This is a genomic window from Cellulomonas citrea (genome assembly GCF_009829685.1).
GTDB lineage: Bacteria > Actinomycetota > Actinomycetes > Actinomycetales > Cellulomonadaceae > Cellulomonas > Cellulomonas citrea.
The window spans coordinates 1-15,672 of the sequence record NZ_VWSD01000069.1; the positions used below are offsets into that span (position 1 = coordinate 1).

Below are 15,672 nucleotides of genomic sequence, written 5' to 3' on the forward strand. Positions count from 1 at the left end.
CCGCACCGTACGACGTGGCCGACGCCCGCCGGAGGTCGAGGCCGTCGCCGCCGCGAGCGCCCGCGCGCGGCGTACCCGGTCGCGGGCCACCACCCAGCCGAGGGACACCGCGACGAGCGCCAGACCCGGCACCGTGGTGCGCGCGTCGGGCACCTGGAACGGGCCCCAGCGCACCGCCGGTCCTGGTTCGACCGGGCCCAGCGCCACCACGAGGGTCGCGAGCGCGAGCAGCACGGGTGCGGCGACCGGCGCCCAGCGGTCGTCCCGCACCGCGAGCGTGGTCGCGACCAGGGCAGCAACGAGCACCGCCGCCAGGAGCGGGGCCAGCACGGCCTGGTAGTCCTGGACGGGAAGCCGCAACGTGAGCAGCTGGCGCCAGCCGACCACCACCCCGGCCGCCGCCTCGAGCGTGCCGCGCAGCACCCCGCCGGCCGACCCCGACCGGGAGGGTACCGCCACCGGGACCGCCACCAGGAGGTACCCCGCGAGCGCCGCCAGCGCCGTGAGGGTCGAAGTCCACCGCAGCCGTCGGGCCAGCAGGGCCAGCCCGACGCCGAGCACGGCACCGGCACCGACCACGACGGCAAGCCGCGGGGTGCGGTACACCGGCCAGGCGAGCACCCCCACGAGCGAGCACGCCACCAGCACGTACGCCACCGCCAGGGCCGTGGTGGCCCGTGCGAGCACCGGCCGGCTCATCGCACGACCCCACGGGCCAGCAGGCGTCCGAGGTCACCCAGCGCACCGACGCTGAGCACCGTGAGCTCACGGGACGTGCGCATCCGCGGCTCCCCGTCGATCTCGCACCGGATGGCGACCACCTGGGTGCCCAGCGGGAGCGCCAGCGCCGCCGCGGTGAGCCGCGTGACGTCCAGCCCCGAGCCGACCACGAGGAACGCCACCGCCATCTGCGGGCACGACTGGGCGGCCAGCGTCGCCACGTCCTCGACCCGGGTCGACCGCTCGGTCGCGACCAGCTCGCAGGTCGCGTCCAGCAGCGCCCTGGCGCCGACCGTCGGCAGGGTGACGATGGACACGGTCGCCGCACGGGACACCGTCTGCTGCGCCTGCGAGGCCGCGACGAACATGTCGCGCCCGTCGCGCACCCCCTGTGCGGCCAGCGAGGCCGCCACCGAGACGGCCAGCTCGACCTCGTCGTCGTCGAGGAAGTCGTCGAGCGCCAGCGTGAGCAGCACCGCGAGCCTGGACCGGCGCGACTCCTGGTACTCGCGCACCATGAGCCGGCCGGTCTTGGCCGTCGAGCGCCAGTGCACGTGCCGCAACGAGTCGCCGTGCACGTACTCCCGGATGGCGTGGAACGACAGGTCCGAGGCCACCACGTCCGACGACGGCAGCCCCTCCAGGTCGTGCACCTGCCCGGAGCTCGTGGCCGGAAGCCCGGTCGTCACCGGGTGCACGAAGATCGTCTGGGTGTCCGGCCAGCTCGCCTGCCGGCGCAGCACCCCGATCGGGTCGGACCGGGTGAGCGTCATCGGCCCGACGTCGATCACGCCGCGCCGGTGCGCCGCGATGGTGAGCCGCTCGACGTGCTCACCGCCGGGGCCCATGAGCGGGATGTGCGCCTCGACGAGCCCGTCGCCGACCGGCACGTCGATGGTCGCCGGCAGCGCCGCCCGCCGTCCCCGGTTGACGACCCGGACCTGGGCGCCCACCTCGTGCCCGGCCACCACGCGGTCGCGGTCGAGCTGCAGCCGGACGGCGAAGTCGTGCCCGCCGAGCAGGAACGGCACGCACAGCACGAGCAGCACCGCCGTCGCGACCGCCAGCACCCAGCCCAACGCCCAGCCGCCGACCAGCGCCAGCACCAGACCGAGCGCGAGGAACCCCGCCACCAGCCAGCCGGCCGCGGTCAACGTCTCGCGCAGCGTCGACCAGAGGCGGCCCGCCGCGGCTGCGACCACCTGAGCGCCACGCCGCACGCCGAACGCGACGGAGCCCCGCAGACCGCGCTCCTCGCGGACCACCCGGGTGACCGTCGCCGTCCCGGTCCGGGTCGCCCCCCAGGTCCCAGTCCGTTCGGGGCTGCCGGTGTCGCCGGCGCGGTCGTGCACCATCTCAGGCGGCGCCGTTCTCCACCGGGACCGGCACGTCGAGCAGGATCTGCGCGAGCACCGCACCGGCGGTCACGCCGTCGAACTCCGCCTCCGGCTCGAGCACCATGCGGTGCGCGAACGCGGGGTCCACGAGGTCGCGCACGTCGTCCGGGGTCACGTAGGAGCGCCCGTGCGCGGCGGCCCAGGTCATCGCCAGCCGGGACAGCGACATGGCACCGCGCACACTCACCCCGAGGCGCACCTCGGTGGCCGTGCGCGTCGCGTTGACCAGACGCACGAGGTAGTCGAGCAGCAGCGGGTTGACGAACACCTCGCGGGACAGCTCGCCCATCGTCTCCAACGTGCTGGTCTCGACGATCGCCGGCACGGGTCCGCGCGGGCGAGCCACCCCCTGCAGGATCCGCAGCGTGGAGGCGTCGTCGGGGTAGCCGATCGAGGTCTTCACCATGAACCGGTCGAGCTGGGCCTCGGGCAGCCGGTAGGTGCCGGCCTGCTCGACCGGGTTCTGGGTCGCCATCACGAGGAACGGACGGCCGACGGACCGCGTCACCCCGTCGACCGTGACGTTGCCCTCCTCCATGACCTCCAGCAGCGCGGACTGCGTCTTGGGGCTCGCCCGGTTGATCTCGTCGGCCAGGACCACGTGGGCGAACACCGGACCGGCGTGGAACTCGAACTCCCCGCGTTTCTGGTCGTAGACGGTGATGCCGGTGACGTCGCCGGGCAGCAGGTCCGGGGTGAACTGGATGCGCGAGGACGTGCCACGGAACGTCTGGGCGATGGTGCGCGCGAGCGCCGTCTTGCCGGTGCCCGGGTAGTCCTCGAGCAGCACGTGTCCGCCGCTGATCGCAGCCGCGAGGACGAGCTCGACGACGTGCCGCTTGCCGAGGACCGCCAGCTCGACGTTGTCGGCCAGGGCCGTGAAGGTCTCGGCAAACCAGGCGGTCTGCTCGCGGGTGAGGGTCATGTGCTGCTTCCTGTCAGGTGGACCACGGGTCGGTCACGGGGTCGTCGTCGGTGCGGGGGTCGGGTCGGGGGCCGGGACCGGGCAGAACAGGGAGGTGTTGTCCGCGGTGAGGGCGGCCAGCCCGCTGAACGCCGTGCCGTCACGCCAGGTGAGCGACCACGTGGTCACCCGCCGCCCCGCGAGGTCCCTCGAGGTCACCGTGACGTCGGCCGCCTGCCGCGCGGCCGGTGAGCTCATCCCGAGGTCGGCGGCCGTCACGGCCGAGCAGGTCCCGGGCAGCGTGACGACCACGGTGGCGGCCGCCGACCCGTTGGCGGCGGTCACCGGGATCGGGTCGGAGCACGCCTCGGGGTGCACCGTGCTGCACTGCCGGGCCTGGATCGAGGAGGAGACGGTGCCCGGCTCCAGGGCGAAGTCCGACTGCCAGGTCGTCCCCTCGTCGAACGAGTACCGCAGCGTGAGCCCACGGGCGGCGTGCAGCGCGGGCGGCACGACCTGCGTGTAGGAGTACGTGCGCTGGGCGACCTGGGGCGTGGCGCGCACCGAGTAGGTCGGCGTGCCCGACGGCGGGTCGAAGCCGCCGAAGGAGTACGCCGGGCTGCCGGTCGGGACGGCGCCGGCCGCGCCGAACCCGTTGGAGCCGCAGACCAGCACCGAGTACTCCGTGTCGTTGGCCAGACCGGTGAACGTCGGCGAGGTCTGCACCAGCAGGTCACGCCCGCCCACGACATGGGCCTGCCCGGCGAGGTCGGCCACGCACCTGGCGCCGCCGTCGGTGCTCACGGCGTACTGCAGGCTCGTCGGGCGCTCGCTGCCGTTCGCGTCCACCGCCGCACCGGCGACCGTCAACGTCGTCCCGCTGGCGCTCACCGTCCCGCCGCTCACCACCGGTGACCCGGCGACCAGCACGGTCGTGACGCCCGAGGTGCCGTTGGCGTCCTGCGCACCGAGCGGCGGCAGGAACCGGCTGGCGGGGGTGACCTTGACCACCTGCTGCCCGACCGGCATGTCGATCGTCACGGTGGTGGTGGCCCCGGTCCGGTCGAAGGCCTGCGGCTGGCCGTCGACCGTGAAGGCTCGCACGTCGCTGCCCGCGGTGACCTGCACGGTGACCCGGCCGGTGGTGGCCGTGGTGCGGGCCGCGTCGTACAACGGCTCGGCGGTCACGGCGTCGATCGAGGGCGCCTGGTAGGCCCAGGTCGTCAGCGCCGACGTGTCGGCGGACTCCCCGACCTTGTTCGCGACCCGTGCGGTGTAGGTGTGCTGCTCGCCGTTGACCAGGCCGGACACGGTGCAGCGGTAGGTCGCGGCACCGGCGGGCGCGCACGAGTCCGAGACCCGCCGCCCGCCCTCGTACACCGCCGCCCCCGTGAGACCCGGGTGGGCGCCGACGGCGGCACCCAGGGCCACGTCGAGCTGCACGCTGCTGCCGGTGTAGGACGCGGTGGTGAGGCTGGCGGGCGCCGGCGGGTAGCCCAGCACGTCGAGGTCGAGGCGTCCGCCGCCGACCCTGCCCTGGGCGTCGAGCACGGTGAACGGGACCGTGCAGGTGCCGCCGGCCGGCCGGTCGGTGGCCGGCCAGGTGACGGTCACCGAGTCCGTCCCGGCGGCCCGCACGGTGGCCGCTGTGCACTCGACGGTGCCGCCGGTCCCCACCTGGCCGAGGGTCAGTCCGGCGCCGGCCCGACCGGCGAACGGGTCGTACTCCCCCGCCACGCCCACCACGCGCACGGTGCACGAGCTGCCCCGGCTGACGTCGCAGTCGGCGCCGAGCGTCGCGCCCCGCGGTGCGTCGGGCGCGGCGGCACCCACGACGAGGTCGATGCTCGCGTGCAACCCGCCGAAGGCCGCGACCTGCACGTCCACCGTCGCCCGGGTGCCGGGGACCGCCCCGGCGAGCGCCGTCACGGTGACCGACCGCCCCTGCTGGTCGAGGGTGAACGCGGTGCCGCGCAGGCTCGAGGTGTAGACGAGCTGCGAGGTGTCGCCGACCCGGCCGCCCTCCCAGGCGGTCATCGAGGTGAGGTCGACGGTCTCGGAGGCCCCCGGGGCGACGGTCCGGCTCAGCGAGGACAGCACGGCCTGCGGCGCCTGCGGGGCGACGGCCAGCGGCACGACGACGGCGGTGTAGGTCTGCTGCCCGATGATCCGCACCGGCACCGTGCAGGTGTCGGACCACGGCGCCCCGTTGCCGGCTGTGTACCGCACCACCGTGCCGTGCACCAGGGCGCACCGGGCCGCGGGGCGCTGCACGGGCAGCTGCGCCGCCTGGTCCAGCTCGATCGTGTCGCCCGCGGCGAGCGCCACGACGTCACGCACGTCGACGTCGACCGACGAGCCCTCGTCCACCGGCACCGGCGCGAGGTCGTCGACGGTGCCCACCCGCATGTCGTCGAAGGCGGGGATGCGCAGGAACCCGTAGACCGTCACCGGCTGGCCGTCGTGGTCGGCCCCCGTAAGGGAGAACGGCACCACCTCCCCGGCCGCCGGCAGCGCGCCGGTGAGCCGGGTGCCGTGCACGGCGTACCGCTGCGCCGCCGACCCCCAGACCGCGAGGGTCAGCGCGGACAGGTCGCCGGTCGGCCACGACACCTTGCCGGTGACCACGTCGATGCCGGTGGTGGACAGCTCGGCCCGTTGGCGTGCCGTCACCACGGTGTCGGCCACGACGGGCCGCTCGACCCCCGCGGCAGCCGTCACCTCGATGACGATGAGGCCTTCGGCGGTGCTGCCGGTGACCGACGAGCGCACCGTGTAGACGTAGGAGTGCACACCGAGCACGTCGCCGGCCCGCAGCGCGACGAGACCGTCGGGCAGCGAGGTCGCGGGGTCGACCAGACCGGCCAGCCGGGCCCGTTCCGGGTCGTCCGGCTGCTGCGGGGCGTCCGGGCGCAACGCCGTGAGGGTGAGGGTCCCCCCGGCGGGGTCGGTGTCGTTGAGCAGCGGAAGCATCGTGAGAGGCGCGTTCGCTCCCTGCCGGACCCGGACCCGGTCGGTGTAGGCGACCGGCGCCGTCCCGCTGTCACCCGAGGCGAGCACCCCGATCCGCACCTCGCCGGTGCCCTGCGCGCCGGCCGGGTCGCGCACGGTGTACTGCAGGGACAGCTGCTGCCCGGCGGCCAGCGTGGGAGCGGCGTCGACGACGAGCGCGTCGCCCTTCTCGGAGATGGTGGCCGACCCCGCGCCGGCCGGCGGCTGGCCGACCCCCACGAGGGTGACGGGGTCGCCGTCCGGGTCGGCACCGGAGCCGTCGAACGGGATGCGCACCGTGTGGCCGGGCGCGACGCGGGCGGTGAGCACCGGCGGCCCCGGGGGCCGGTTGCTGCCCGCGGCCACCACCGTCACGGTGAGCGTCGAGGTCGCGAAGGCGGTCGCGTCCGCGACCAGCGACACGGTGTACCGCACCAGGTAGACGCCGGGCGCGGTCGGGGCGACGTAGCGCACCTGCTGGCCCGAGGCGAAGGCGAGCTCACCGTCGGCACCCGAGGCCGCGACGGCGTCGGTCACCACCAGCCGGGCGCCCCCGGGCGCGATGTCGTTGCTGGTCACCGGCACGTCGACCTGGCCCCCGGCACGCACGGTGACCGCGTCGGGCAGCGCGATCGGCGGCTCGCCGTAGGTGCTGGGCACCAGGAACACCGTGAGCGACCCGGTGGCCGTCAGCTGGGCCCCGTCGGTCACCGTCACCGTCACGGTGCCGACCAGGCCCGGGCGGCCGTCGGCGGTGCTGCCGCGCAGCCGCAGCTGGGCGCCGTCGACCACGTCCAGCCCCAGCGCGGGGTCGCTGCTCGTGGCCGAGGAGACCAGCAGCACGTGGTCCGTCGTGCTCTGCACGGCGGAGAGCACGTCGACCGTGGTGTCCTCGTGGTCCCGGACGAAGGCGGTCATCGGGGACATCGACAGCCCGGCCGCACCCTCCGGGCAGCTCACCCGCAGCAGGGCCGACTGCTCGGCACCGGTGACCTGGTCGTGCACGGTGTAGGTGACCTGGAACTCCCCGGCGGCGTGCGCGGTCACCACGACGGTGCCGGCCGAGGCGTTCGGCACGACGTCGAGCTGCGAGGCGGTCGAGCCGACCGCCACCGCGTCCACCAGGCGGTAGGAGCCGGACCCCGAGGAGATGTGGTCGGCGACTGTCACGGTCCCGGGGGTGCGCGGGCCGACGACGAGCGCGACGGGTTCGAGCTCGAGCGCCGGGGCGGCGGTCACCGCCACGTCGAGCGTGCGCGAGGTGGACGCCCCCACCGAGTCGGTCACGGTGACGGTCACCGGGATCGAGCCGGCCGCCCCGTTGGGGTCGGTGTGGTGCAGCGTGAGGGTGCCGTCCGAGGCCGCGACCACCTGGAGCGGTGCCGTGGGGTCGGCGAGCGTGGCGCCGGTGAGGACGAACGGATCCCCCTCCGGGTCGACCCAGTCGTCGAGCACCCGCACCCGGACCGTGCCGCCGGGTGCGATGTCGGGTGACGGCCACGTCTGCACGCAGTCGTCGACCCCGCACCAGACGGGGGCGCTGTTCGTCGCGCCGTCGACCACCCGCAGGGTGACCGTCACGGGCGGCGAGGTCTGCATCCCGTCGCTCACGGCGTAGCTGAAGGTGGCCGTCCCCGAGGTCGCCGCCACGTGCACGACGAGCAGCTGGTCGTCCTGGGCGAGCCGCACCTGCCCGAACGCCGGGTCGGACAGGCCGCCGGCCAGCGAGCCAGGGTCGATGGTGAGGACGTCGGCGACGTTGGGGTCGTGGTCGTTGAGCAGCACCGGAAGCCGCACGTCCGCACCGGCGCGCACCCCGAAGGAGTCGGCCACCGCGACCGGCGGCATCTCCTCGGTGACGTCGTCGACGTGGGTGGTCCCCGCCGAGGTCGTGTCCTGCTGGATCGGCGACCACTGCGACACCGGGATCGCGGTGCCGTCCGGCACGGTCCAGGCCAGCCCCGAGGCGCGCTCCTCGAGCACCGCCCGGTCGCCGTTGCTGGCGATCACCGGGTTCACCTGCTCGACCTGCGCGAGCGCCGCGCGGTCCACGACGAGCGGACGGGTGCCGTTGCGGTCCGAGGTCCACAGCGTCCCGTCGGTCGTGGTCAGCCAGGCCGCCACCACCACCCCGCCGTCGAGGACGACCGGCCGGGCCGGCGTGCCGGAGGCCTGCGCGGTCCGGGTGGCCCGCCCGCTGCGCAGCTCGACCTCGACGAGGCCGGCGCCGTCGGCCAGGTAGAGCGACCCGCCGGTCGACGACGGCATCGCCGGCACGACGTCGTCGGACACGTCGAGGCTCACGGGTGCGTCGTGCCCGGCCAGCCACAGCCGGTGGGACGACGAGTCGAGCAGCGCCCACGTCCCCGCGACGAGGGTGAGCGCGAGGTCGGTGGTCGTCGACGGCGGGTCGGGGACGGCGACCGGGCCCGAGACCAGCCGCCCGGTGGACGCGTCGAGCACCCGCACGGCGTGCTCGGCGTCGGAGTAGAGGGCCACCCGACCGCTGCTGTCCACGGTGGCCACGGTCGCCGCGTACCCGGTGGTCGCCTCCGGGTCGGCACCCGGGTCGGGGTCCAGCCGGGTCGGCGTCCCGGTGCCGGCCCGCGCGATCTGCTGGACGAACACCGCGCCGGCGTCGGTGAGGTAGAGCAACCACGGACCCGACGCCACCGTGCTCGTCGTCCCGTCCGGCGTGGCGGCCGACCCCGTGGTCTGGTCCTGCGCCGGGCGCAGGTCCACCGGCGACGCCGGGTCCACCGACCACACCGTGCGCATGCCCTGGGTGAGGATCGAGGTGGTCGCCCCGTCCTGCACGACGGTGGACGGGTCGTCGACCTGGCGCACCGTGTCGATCTGGGCGAGGTCGGTGTCGACGCGCGCGTACTGTCCGCCGTCGCGCACCAGCCACACCGAGGACTCGACCGGGCGGGTGCGCTGGGCGTCGTACCCCTCGGCGAGCACGGCCCCGGTGAGCACGGCGGCCACCGCGGTGACCACCGCGACCGCCCGGATCCGGCCGGCCCTGCCGGGACGCGCGAGGGCGGCACTCACCCGAGCACCCCGAGCGCCGCGAGCACGGCGACGCCCACGCCCAGCACCGCGACCCCGGCCAGCGCACCGAGCAGCACCGCCCGCCAGGGTGTGGGCCGGGCGGGGCCTGCGATGACCAGCCCGTCCCGGTCGACCGCGGCCTGGCGCTCGGCGCGGGCCCGCCGGGCCGCACGACGACCACCGTCGAGCACGGTGCTGGCCACCGGGCCGCGACGGCTCTCATCGGCCAGGTCCACGGGTGCGGCCCCGCGGGCCCACTCCGTCGAGGGGACGTCGAGCGTGGTCGGCACCAGACCCAGGTGGTACTGCGCCCAGCGCAGCTCCTCGCCGAGGGCGAGCATGGTGGGCTGACGCCGCGCCGGGTCGCGCGACATGGCGCGGTCCAGGATCGAGAGGACCTCGGCCGGCACGTCGGCGCGGTCCGGTGGGGTCGGGCGCTGCCGCAGGATCCGCGCAGTCATCTGCTCACGGGAGTTCTGGTGCCGCTGCGTCGACTCGAACGGCGACCGCCCGGCGAGCAACGTGGACAGCGTCGCGGCCAGGGACCACACCTCGCTCGCGACCGAACCGGCCACCTGCTCCTGGAGCACCTCCGGCGAGCTCCAGGGCACGGACATCGCGACGGCTTCCTGCGCGCCGGGTCCGGTGACCGCGGCCGCGATGCCGAAGTCGGCCAGGACCGGGATCCCCAGGGTCGTCACCAGGATGTTCGACGGCTTGATGTCGCGGTGCAGCACCCCGGACCGGTGCGCCATCTCCAGCGCGCCGGCCATCCGCACCCCGGCGTCGAGCACCTCCGGGACCGCCAGCGGCGCACGCTTCGCCTTGGCCCCCAGGGTGTCGGGGCAGTACTCCATCACCAGGTAGGGGCGCCCGTCCGCCGACACGGAGGCGTCGTGGATCGTGACGACCGCGGGGTGGGCGCTGAGCCTGGCGAGCACGTCCGCCTCGGCGTTGAACGCCCGGCGCGCAGGACCGTCCGTGAGCTCGGCCGCGAGCACCTTGACCGCGACGACGCGGCGCGGCATGTCCTGCTCGTAGCAGAAGACGTCGGCGAAGCCACCGGAGCCGAGCGGGCGGATGTAGCTGTACCCGGGCAGCACAGGGGGAAGCCCCCCGACCCGTCGCCCCATGCCTGTGCCGTCCCCTTGCACGGCCCCGCCCCGCGCACCCCCTGTGCACGACCGACCAGGACCGACCGAGCCCGAACGCTACCGACTAGCGACGACGACCGAGCCCAGGACAGCCGGGTTTCACCTTCGAGACCGAACTCTCACCCATGTGGGTCACCCGAGGCAGCCGGCTTCCGCCTGCGACGCCGGCGGAGCCCGACGGCGCCGAGCGCCACCGCACCCACGGCGAGACCCACGGCTGCGGCATGGACCTGTGTCGGGCCCGACCGCTGCGCGCCGACGACCGAGGCCGGGGCCGGGTCCGATGCCGTCGCGGCCTCGACCGAGGTCCACCCGACGTCGGGCAGGTCGGGACGGGTCGCCGCCGCGACGTCCTGCGGCGTGAGGTCGCCGTCGGCGTGCGGCTGGTCGGCGAGCAGCGGGTTGACGTCGGGCAGGGTGGTCGGGTCGAGCTGCAGCATCCGGACGGGGTCGACCTGGCCGTACCCGACGACCGCGGGGTCGGCGCCGTCGGGGGCGAACGCCGTGGCGACGAGGTCCTGGACCAGCTGGTTGCCGGTGGCGCGGGGGTACCGCTGCGCCAGGTCGGCCAGCAGACCCGCCACGAGCGGCGCCGCGAACGAGGTCCCGGTCCCCAGGCTCGAGCCGGCCCACGACCCGGTGAGCAGGTTGCCCTGCATCCGCAGGTCGATCCCGGGTGCGGTCACGGTGACGTGGTCGTGGCGCACCGGACCCGACGACGTCCCGGTGCCCTCCGGTTGCTGGTCGGCGTCCTCGGCCTGGACCGCGACGAGCCCGTTGACCATGGGCAGGGTGTCGTCGTCACCGTCGAAGTTGCCGATCGCGGCCACCACGACGACGCCCTGGTGCAACGCCCAGGCGAGCGCCGCCCTCGTGGGCGTGTCGAGCGTGCCGATCGACAGCGACAGGATCCGCGCCCCGTCGTCCACCGCGTGCACGACGGCCTGCGCGAAGCCCACGTCGCCCCCGTCGGCGTCCCGCACGCACGGGGTCCAGTCGTCCGCGGCGGTGGCGTAGAAGCTCACGTCGGCGTCCGGTGCGACGCCGGAGACGCCCGCGCCTGAGCCCGCGATCATCCCGACGATGTTCGTGCCGTGGGACGTGGCGTCGGACAGCTCGCTGCCGACCGCGACCGAGGTCGGGACCCCGACCTCGTCGAGGCAGGTGGCGGGGGCGTAGACGGTCAGCCGGGCATCGGCCAGCAGCGGGATCGTGGGGCTGATGCCGGCGTCCACGACAGCGACCTCGACCCCCGCGCCGGTGGCCCCGAGCGCGGCGAGCTGGGAACCGTCGAGGGCGTCGTACCACCAGGTCCCGTCGGCGGGGTCGGTGTGCACGACGGGGACGGACGCGGCACCGGCCGACGCAGGGCCGACACCGGCCATGAGCCCGACCGCGAGCAGCGCCGCGACGGCCGTGCCACGAGGGCGCAGCCCCCACCAGTGGCGGACGCCGGACATCTCAGGAGCCCGTCCGGGTGAGGTAGGAGTACCGGGCCGCCGGCCGGAACCCTTCCCGCGCGTAGAGCTGCCAGGCGACCTGGTTCGGCACCTCGACCTGCAGGAACATGTCCCGTGCACCGGCCCGGCCGGCGAGCTCGTGGGCCGTGGCGGTGAGCGTGCGCGCAACGCCGCCCCGCCGGGCGTCCGGGACCACCGCGAGGCTGGAGAGCCCGGCCCACTCCTCGGCGTAGGCGACCCGGGCGACACCGACCGCCCGCCCGTCCCGCACCGCCGTGAGGTACTGCGCCGCCGAGCCGGCCAGCAGCACCCGTGCCTGCTCGACGTCGCTCCCCTTGGCAGCGCACCAGGCGGTGAGCCACCCCTGGGACGGCTGGTCGTGCACGACGACCTCGGCCGGGGCGGTCGCGGACGGCGGCGGCGCCTCCGCCGGGCCGTCGACGGGCCGCACCAGCACATCGGTCACCGAGACCTCCTGGTAGCCGCGGCCGAGCAGGGTCGCGCGCAGCCTCGACCGCCCGGACTCCACCCGGAAGGTGGACGGCAGCCCGTCACCGGCGTAGATCATCTCGACGCGTCCGACCGCCGCGTCCAGGTCGACCGGGTCGACGAGCGCGAGCGCGCTGTTGGCCCGACGGGTGAGCCCGCCGGACAGCCCGACCTGCCAGCCGTCGGTCTCCACGACGCGCACCGGGCGCCAGGTCGCCGCTTCGACGAGGGCGCCGGGCGGTTCGGGCGGGGTCCACGTGTGCACCGCGAGCCGTACGTCCTCGTGGCTCCAGTCCCGGTCGGTGGCGGGCACGAAGCCCAGCCGTTCGTACAGCCGGTGCGCGGCGTGCATCGAGTCGAGCGTGGACAGCACCACCCGGCGGGCGCCGGCGGCCACGGCCTCGCGCAGGCTGGTCAGGACGAGCTGGTACGCCAGCCCCTGCCGCCGGGCCTCGGGCGCCACCGCGAGCATCCGCAGCTCCCACTCCCCGGGCCGGGCGATCTCGGCGTAGGACGAGCCGTAGGGGGCCAGCGTGACGGTGCCGACGACGGCCTCGCGCTCGCCGGCCGGGGCCACCGCGACCAGGAGCACCGCCTGCTCGGCCCTGCGGCGGGCGTCGCGCAGCTCGGTCTCGTAGCCGTCGTCGGCGAGCACCCGGTCGGCGAGGTAGGCCTCGGCGGTGAGCGCACCGGCGGCGTCGACGTCCTGCGGACGGGCAACCCGCACGACGGCGCCCTGCGGCTGGGCGTACGTCACGGCCGGTCCGCCTGTTCGCCGGCCGGCTGCTCACCCGCAGCGTCGAAGGATGGCTCCGCGACGGCGTCGGGGCCACCGGCGAGCAGCGCCTCGAACCCGGTCTCGTCGAGGATGCGCAGGCCGAGCTCGCGGGCCTTGGTCTCCTTCGACCCGGCGTTCGGCCCCACGACGACGAAGCTCGTCGCCTTCGAGACGGACCCCGCCGCCTTGCCGCCGCGCACGATGATCGCCTCCTTCGCCTGGTCGCGGGTGAACCGCTCGAGCGAGCCGGTGACCACGACGGTGAGGCCCTCCAGGGTGCGCTCCACCGAGGCGTCCCGCTCGTCGCGCATGACGACCCCGGACGCCCGCCAGGACTCGACCACCTCCCGGTGCCAGTCGCCCTCGGGTCCGGTGAACCAGTCGACGATGGACTCGGCGATCACCGGTCCGATCCCCTCGACCTGCGACAGCCGGGACAGCGCCGCCTGCACCGCCTCCGGCGTCGACGCGACAGGTGCGTGCAGCGCGGGCCGCCCGACCTCGCCGAGCGGCGCACCCCCGGTCGCCAGCTCCCACAGGGCGTCCATCGTGCCCAGCTCGGTGGCCAGCGCCCGGGCCGCGGTCGGCCCGACGTTGCGGATGGACAACGAGACGAGCACCCGCCACAGCTCCTTGGTCTTGGCGGCGTCGAGCTGGTCCAGGAGGGTGCGGGCCTGCGCGGACGGCTCCCACGCCGGCAGCACCGTGCCGTCGGCCGCCGCCTGGGCCTGGGCCGCCCTCGAGTGGGTGAGCGAGCGGCGGAACGGCGAGCGCCGCCGCACCTGGCCGTCGGCGTCCTCGCGCGGCAGCCCGGTCTCGGCGTCGCGCACGACCACCTCGACCTGGGCGAGCAGGGCCAGGCTCGCCGCGCGGACCTGCTCGCGGACCTCCTCGGACGCGTCGGCGGCGTAGCCGACCAGGTCGAACAGCCCCGCCTCGTTGACCAGCGGCGGCGTGCTCGGCACCTCGGGCTGGGTGAGCGCCGCGGCGGTCACCTCGCCGAGCGCCTCGATGTCCAGGCCGCCGCGCGAGCCGATGTGCTCCACCCGCCCGCGCACCTGGGCGGGGCAGCTGCGCGCGTTCGGGCAGCGCAGGTCGATGTCGCCCTCGCGCATCGGCCGCAGCGCGCTGCCGCACTCCGGGCACAGCACGGGCATGACGAAGGCCCGGCGCGGCACGTCGTCGTCGGGGGCCGCCGGGGCCGGGCCGACCACCTCGGGGATGACGTCACCGGCCTTGCGCAGCACCACCATGTCGCCGATGAGGACCCCCTTGGCGACGACCACCTCCTGGTTGTGCAACGTGGCCTGACGCACCGTGGAGCCGGACACGAACACCGGCTCCATGACGGCGTACGGCGTCGCCCGCCCGGTCCGGCCGATGCCGACCTTGATGTCGAGCAGCCGGGTGTTGACCTCCTCCGGCGGGTACTTGTACGCGATCGCCCAGCGCGGCGCCCGGCTGGTGGCCCCCAGCCGCCCCTGCAGCGCGAGCTCGTCGACCTTGACGACGATGCCGTCGATCTCGTGCTCGACGTCGTGCCGGTGCTCGCCGTAGTGCGCGACCATCTCCCGGACCTCGCCCATCCCGGTGGCGACGCGGGTGTACGGCGAGACCGGCACCCCCCACCCGGCGAGCAGCTCGTAGACCGTCGACTGGCGCTCGACCTCGGGCGCGGCGGTGTCCCCCCAGACCAGCGCGCCGAACCCGTGCGCGTACATCGCCAACGGCCGCGACGCGGTGACCCGCGGGTCCTTCTGCCGCAGCGAGCCGGCCGCGGCGTTGCGCGGGTTGGCGAACGGCGCCTTCCCGGCCGCCACCTGCGCCTCGTTGAGCTCGGCGAACGCCCGCACCGGCAGGAACACCTCGCCGCGCACCTCGATCGTCTCCGGGTGCGTGCTCGGGTCGCCGGCCAGCCGCTGCGGGATGGTGGCGATGGTCCGCACGTTGAGCGTGACGTCCTCGCCCGTCCGCCCGTCCCCACGGGTGACGGCCCGCACGAGGCGGCCGTGCCGGTAGACCAGCGCGATGGCCAGGCCGTCGATCTTGAGCTCGCACAACCAGTGCAGCGGTTCGTCGCTGTCCAGGTCGCGGTGCACCCGCTCACCCCACGCGTCCAGCTCCTCGAGGGAGAACACGTTGTCCAGCGAGAGCATCCGTTCGAGGTGGTCGACCGAGGTGAACTCGGTGGAGAACGTGCCGCCGACGCGCTGGGTGGGTGAGTCCGGTGTGCGCAGCGACGGGTGCGCGTCCTCGAGCGCCACGAGCTCGCGCATCCGCTCGTCGTACTGCGCGTCCGAGGACGACGGTGCGTCCTTGACGTAGTACGCGAACTGGTCGGCCTCGATGAGCTCGGCCAGCTCCGCCCAACGGCGGCGGGCCTGCACGGGTGCGTCGGAGGTCTCGCTCACCGCCCTATCGTCGCCCATCCCACCGACACGCGACCCGCTCAGCCGGCCGCCCGTTCGGCCAGCACCCGGGCGGCCGCGACGGCGCCACGCAGCGCACCGCGGGCCGCGTCCGGCCCCGTCTCGGTGTCCGGCACCAGCAGCACGACGTCGTCGAGCCCGGCCGCAGGCAGCCCGACCCGCCCCCACGGCACGGCCACCGCCGGTGCGTCGGCCGCTGCGCCGGTGGTCCCCAGCCACAGCCGCAGCCCGCGTTCGACCAGCCCGGCGGCCTGCTCCCAGCCGGCCGCCCCGGCCGGCACCAGCCCGACCCCGTC

7 protein-coding genes and 2 pseudogenes are annotated in these 15,672 nt (G+C 75.3%); all 9 read right to left on the minus strand.

Going from position 1 to position 15,672, the window contains the following annotated elements; genetic code table 11:
* A pseudogene (locus tag F2B26_RS09330) lies at nt 1–699 on the minus strand (hypothetical protein); the annotation flags it as partial.
* Nucleotides 696–2,075 carry a DUF58 domain-containing protein gene (locus tag F2B26_RS09335; protein ID WP_159808659.1) on the minus strand — a complete coding sequence of 460 codons (1,380 nt, stop codon included), beginning with the start codon at nt 2,073–2,075 and terminating at the stop codon, nt 696–698. The gene F2B26_RS09335 and the pseudogene F2B26_RS09330, both read right to left, overlap by 4 nt.
* 1 nt (nt 2,076) lies before the next feature.
* Nucleotides 2,077–3,042, minus strand: coding sequence for an AAA family ATPase (locus F2B26_RS09340; RefSeq protein ID WP_159808661.1), 966 nt, complete (start codon nt 3,040–3,042; stop codon nt 2,077–2,079).
* Between the two features lie 33 nt (nt 3,043–3,075).
* Entirely contained in the window at nt 3,076–9,066 is a 5,991-nt protein-coding gene (locus tag F2B26_RS09345; protein WP_159808663.1) for an Ig-like domain-containing protein, read from the minus strand.
* Complete coding sequence (locus tag F2B26_RS09350) at nt 9,063–10,199, minus strand: serine/threonine-protein kinase (protein ID WP_159808665.1); 1,137 nt, start codon at nt 10,197–10,199, stop codon at nt 9,063–9,065. The genes F2B26_RS09345 and F2B26_RS09350 overlap by 4 nt, the downstream gene beginning before the upstream one ends.
* Before the next feature lie 140 nt (nt 10,200–10,339).
* Nucleotides 10,340–11,680: a S8 family serine peptidase gene (locus tag F2B26_RS09355; protein WP_159808667.1), complete on the minus strand. Its 1,341-nt coding sequence runs from the start codon at nt 11,678–11,680 to the stop codon at nt 10,340–10,342.
* Nucleotide 11,681: 1 nt separating this feature from the next.
* Nucleotides 11,682–12,926 (minus strand): GNAT family N-acetyltransferase, encoded by a 1,245-nt coding sequence (locus F2B26_RS09360; RefSeq protein WP_159808669.1) that lies wholly within the window; start codon nt 12,924–12,926, stop codon nt 11,682–11,684.
* Nucleotides 12,923–15,376 (minus strand): NAD-dependent DNA ligase LigA, encoded by a 2,454-nt coding sequence (ligA, locus tag F2B26_RS09365; protein ID WP_159808671.1) that lies wholly within the window; start codon nt 15,374–15,376, stop codon nt 12,923–12,925. Before ligA ends, F2B26_RS09360 begins: the two co-directional genes overlap by 4 nt.
* Before the next feature lie 20 nt (nt 15,377–15,396).
* Nucleotides 15,397–15,672, minus strand: a pseudogene (locus F2B26_RS09370) (uroporphyrinogen decarboxylase/cobalamine-independent methonine synthase family protein); the annotation flags it as partial.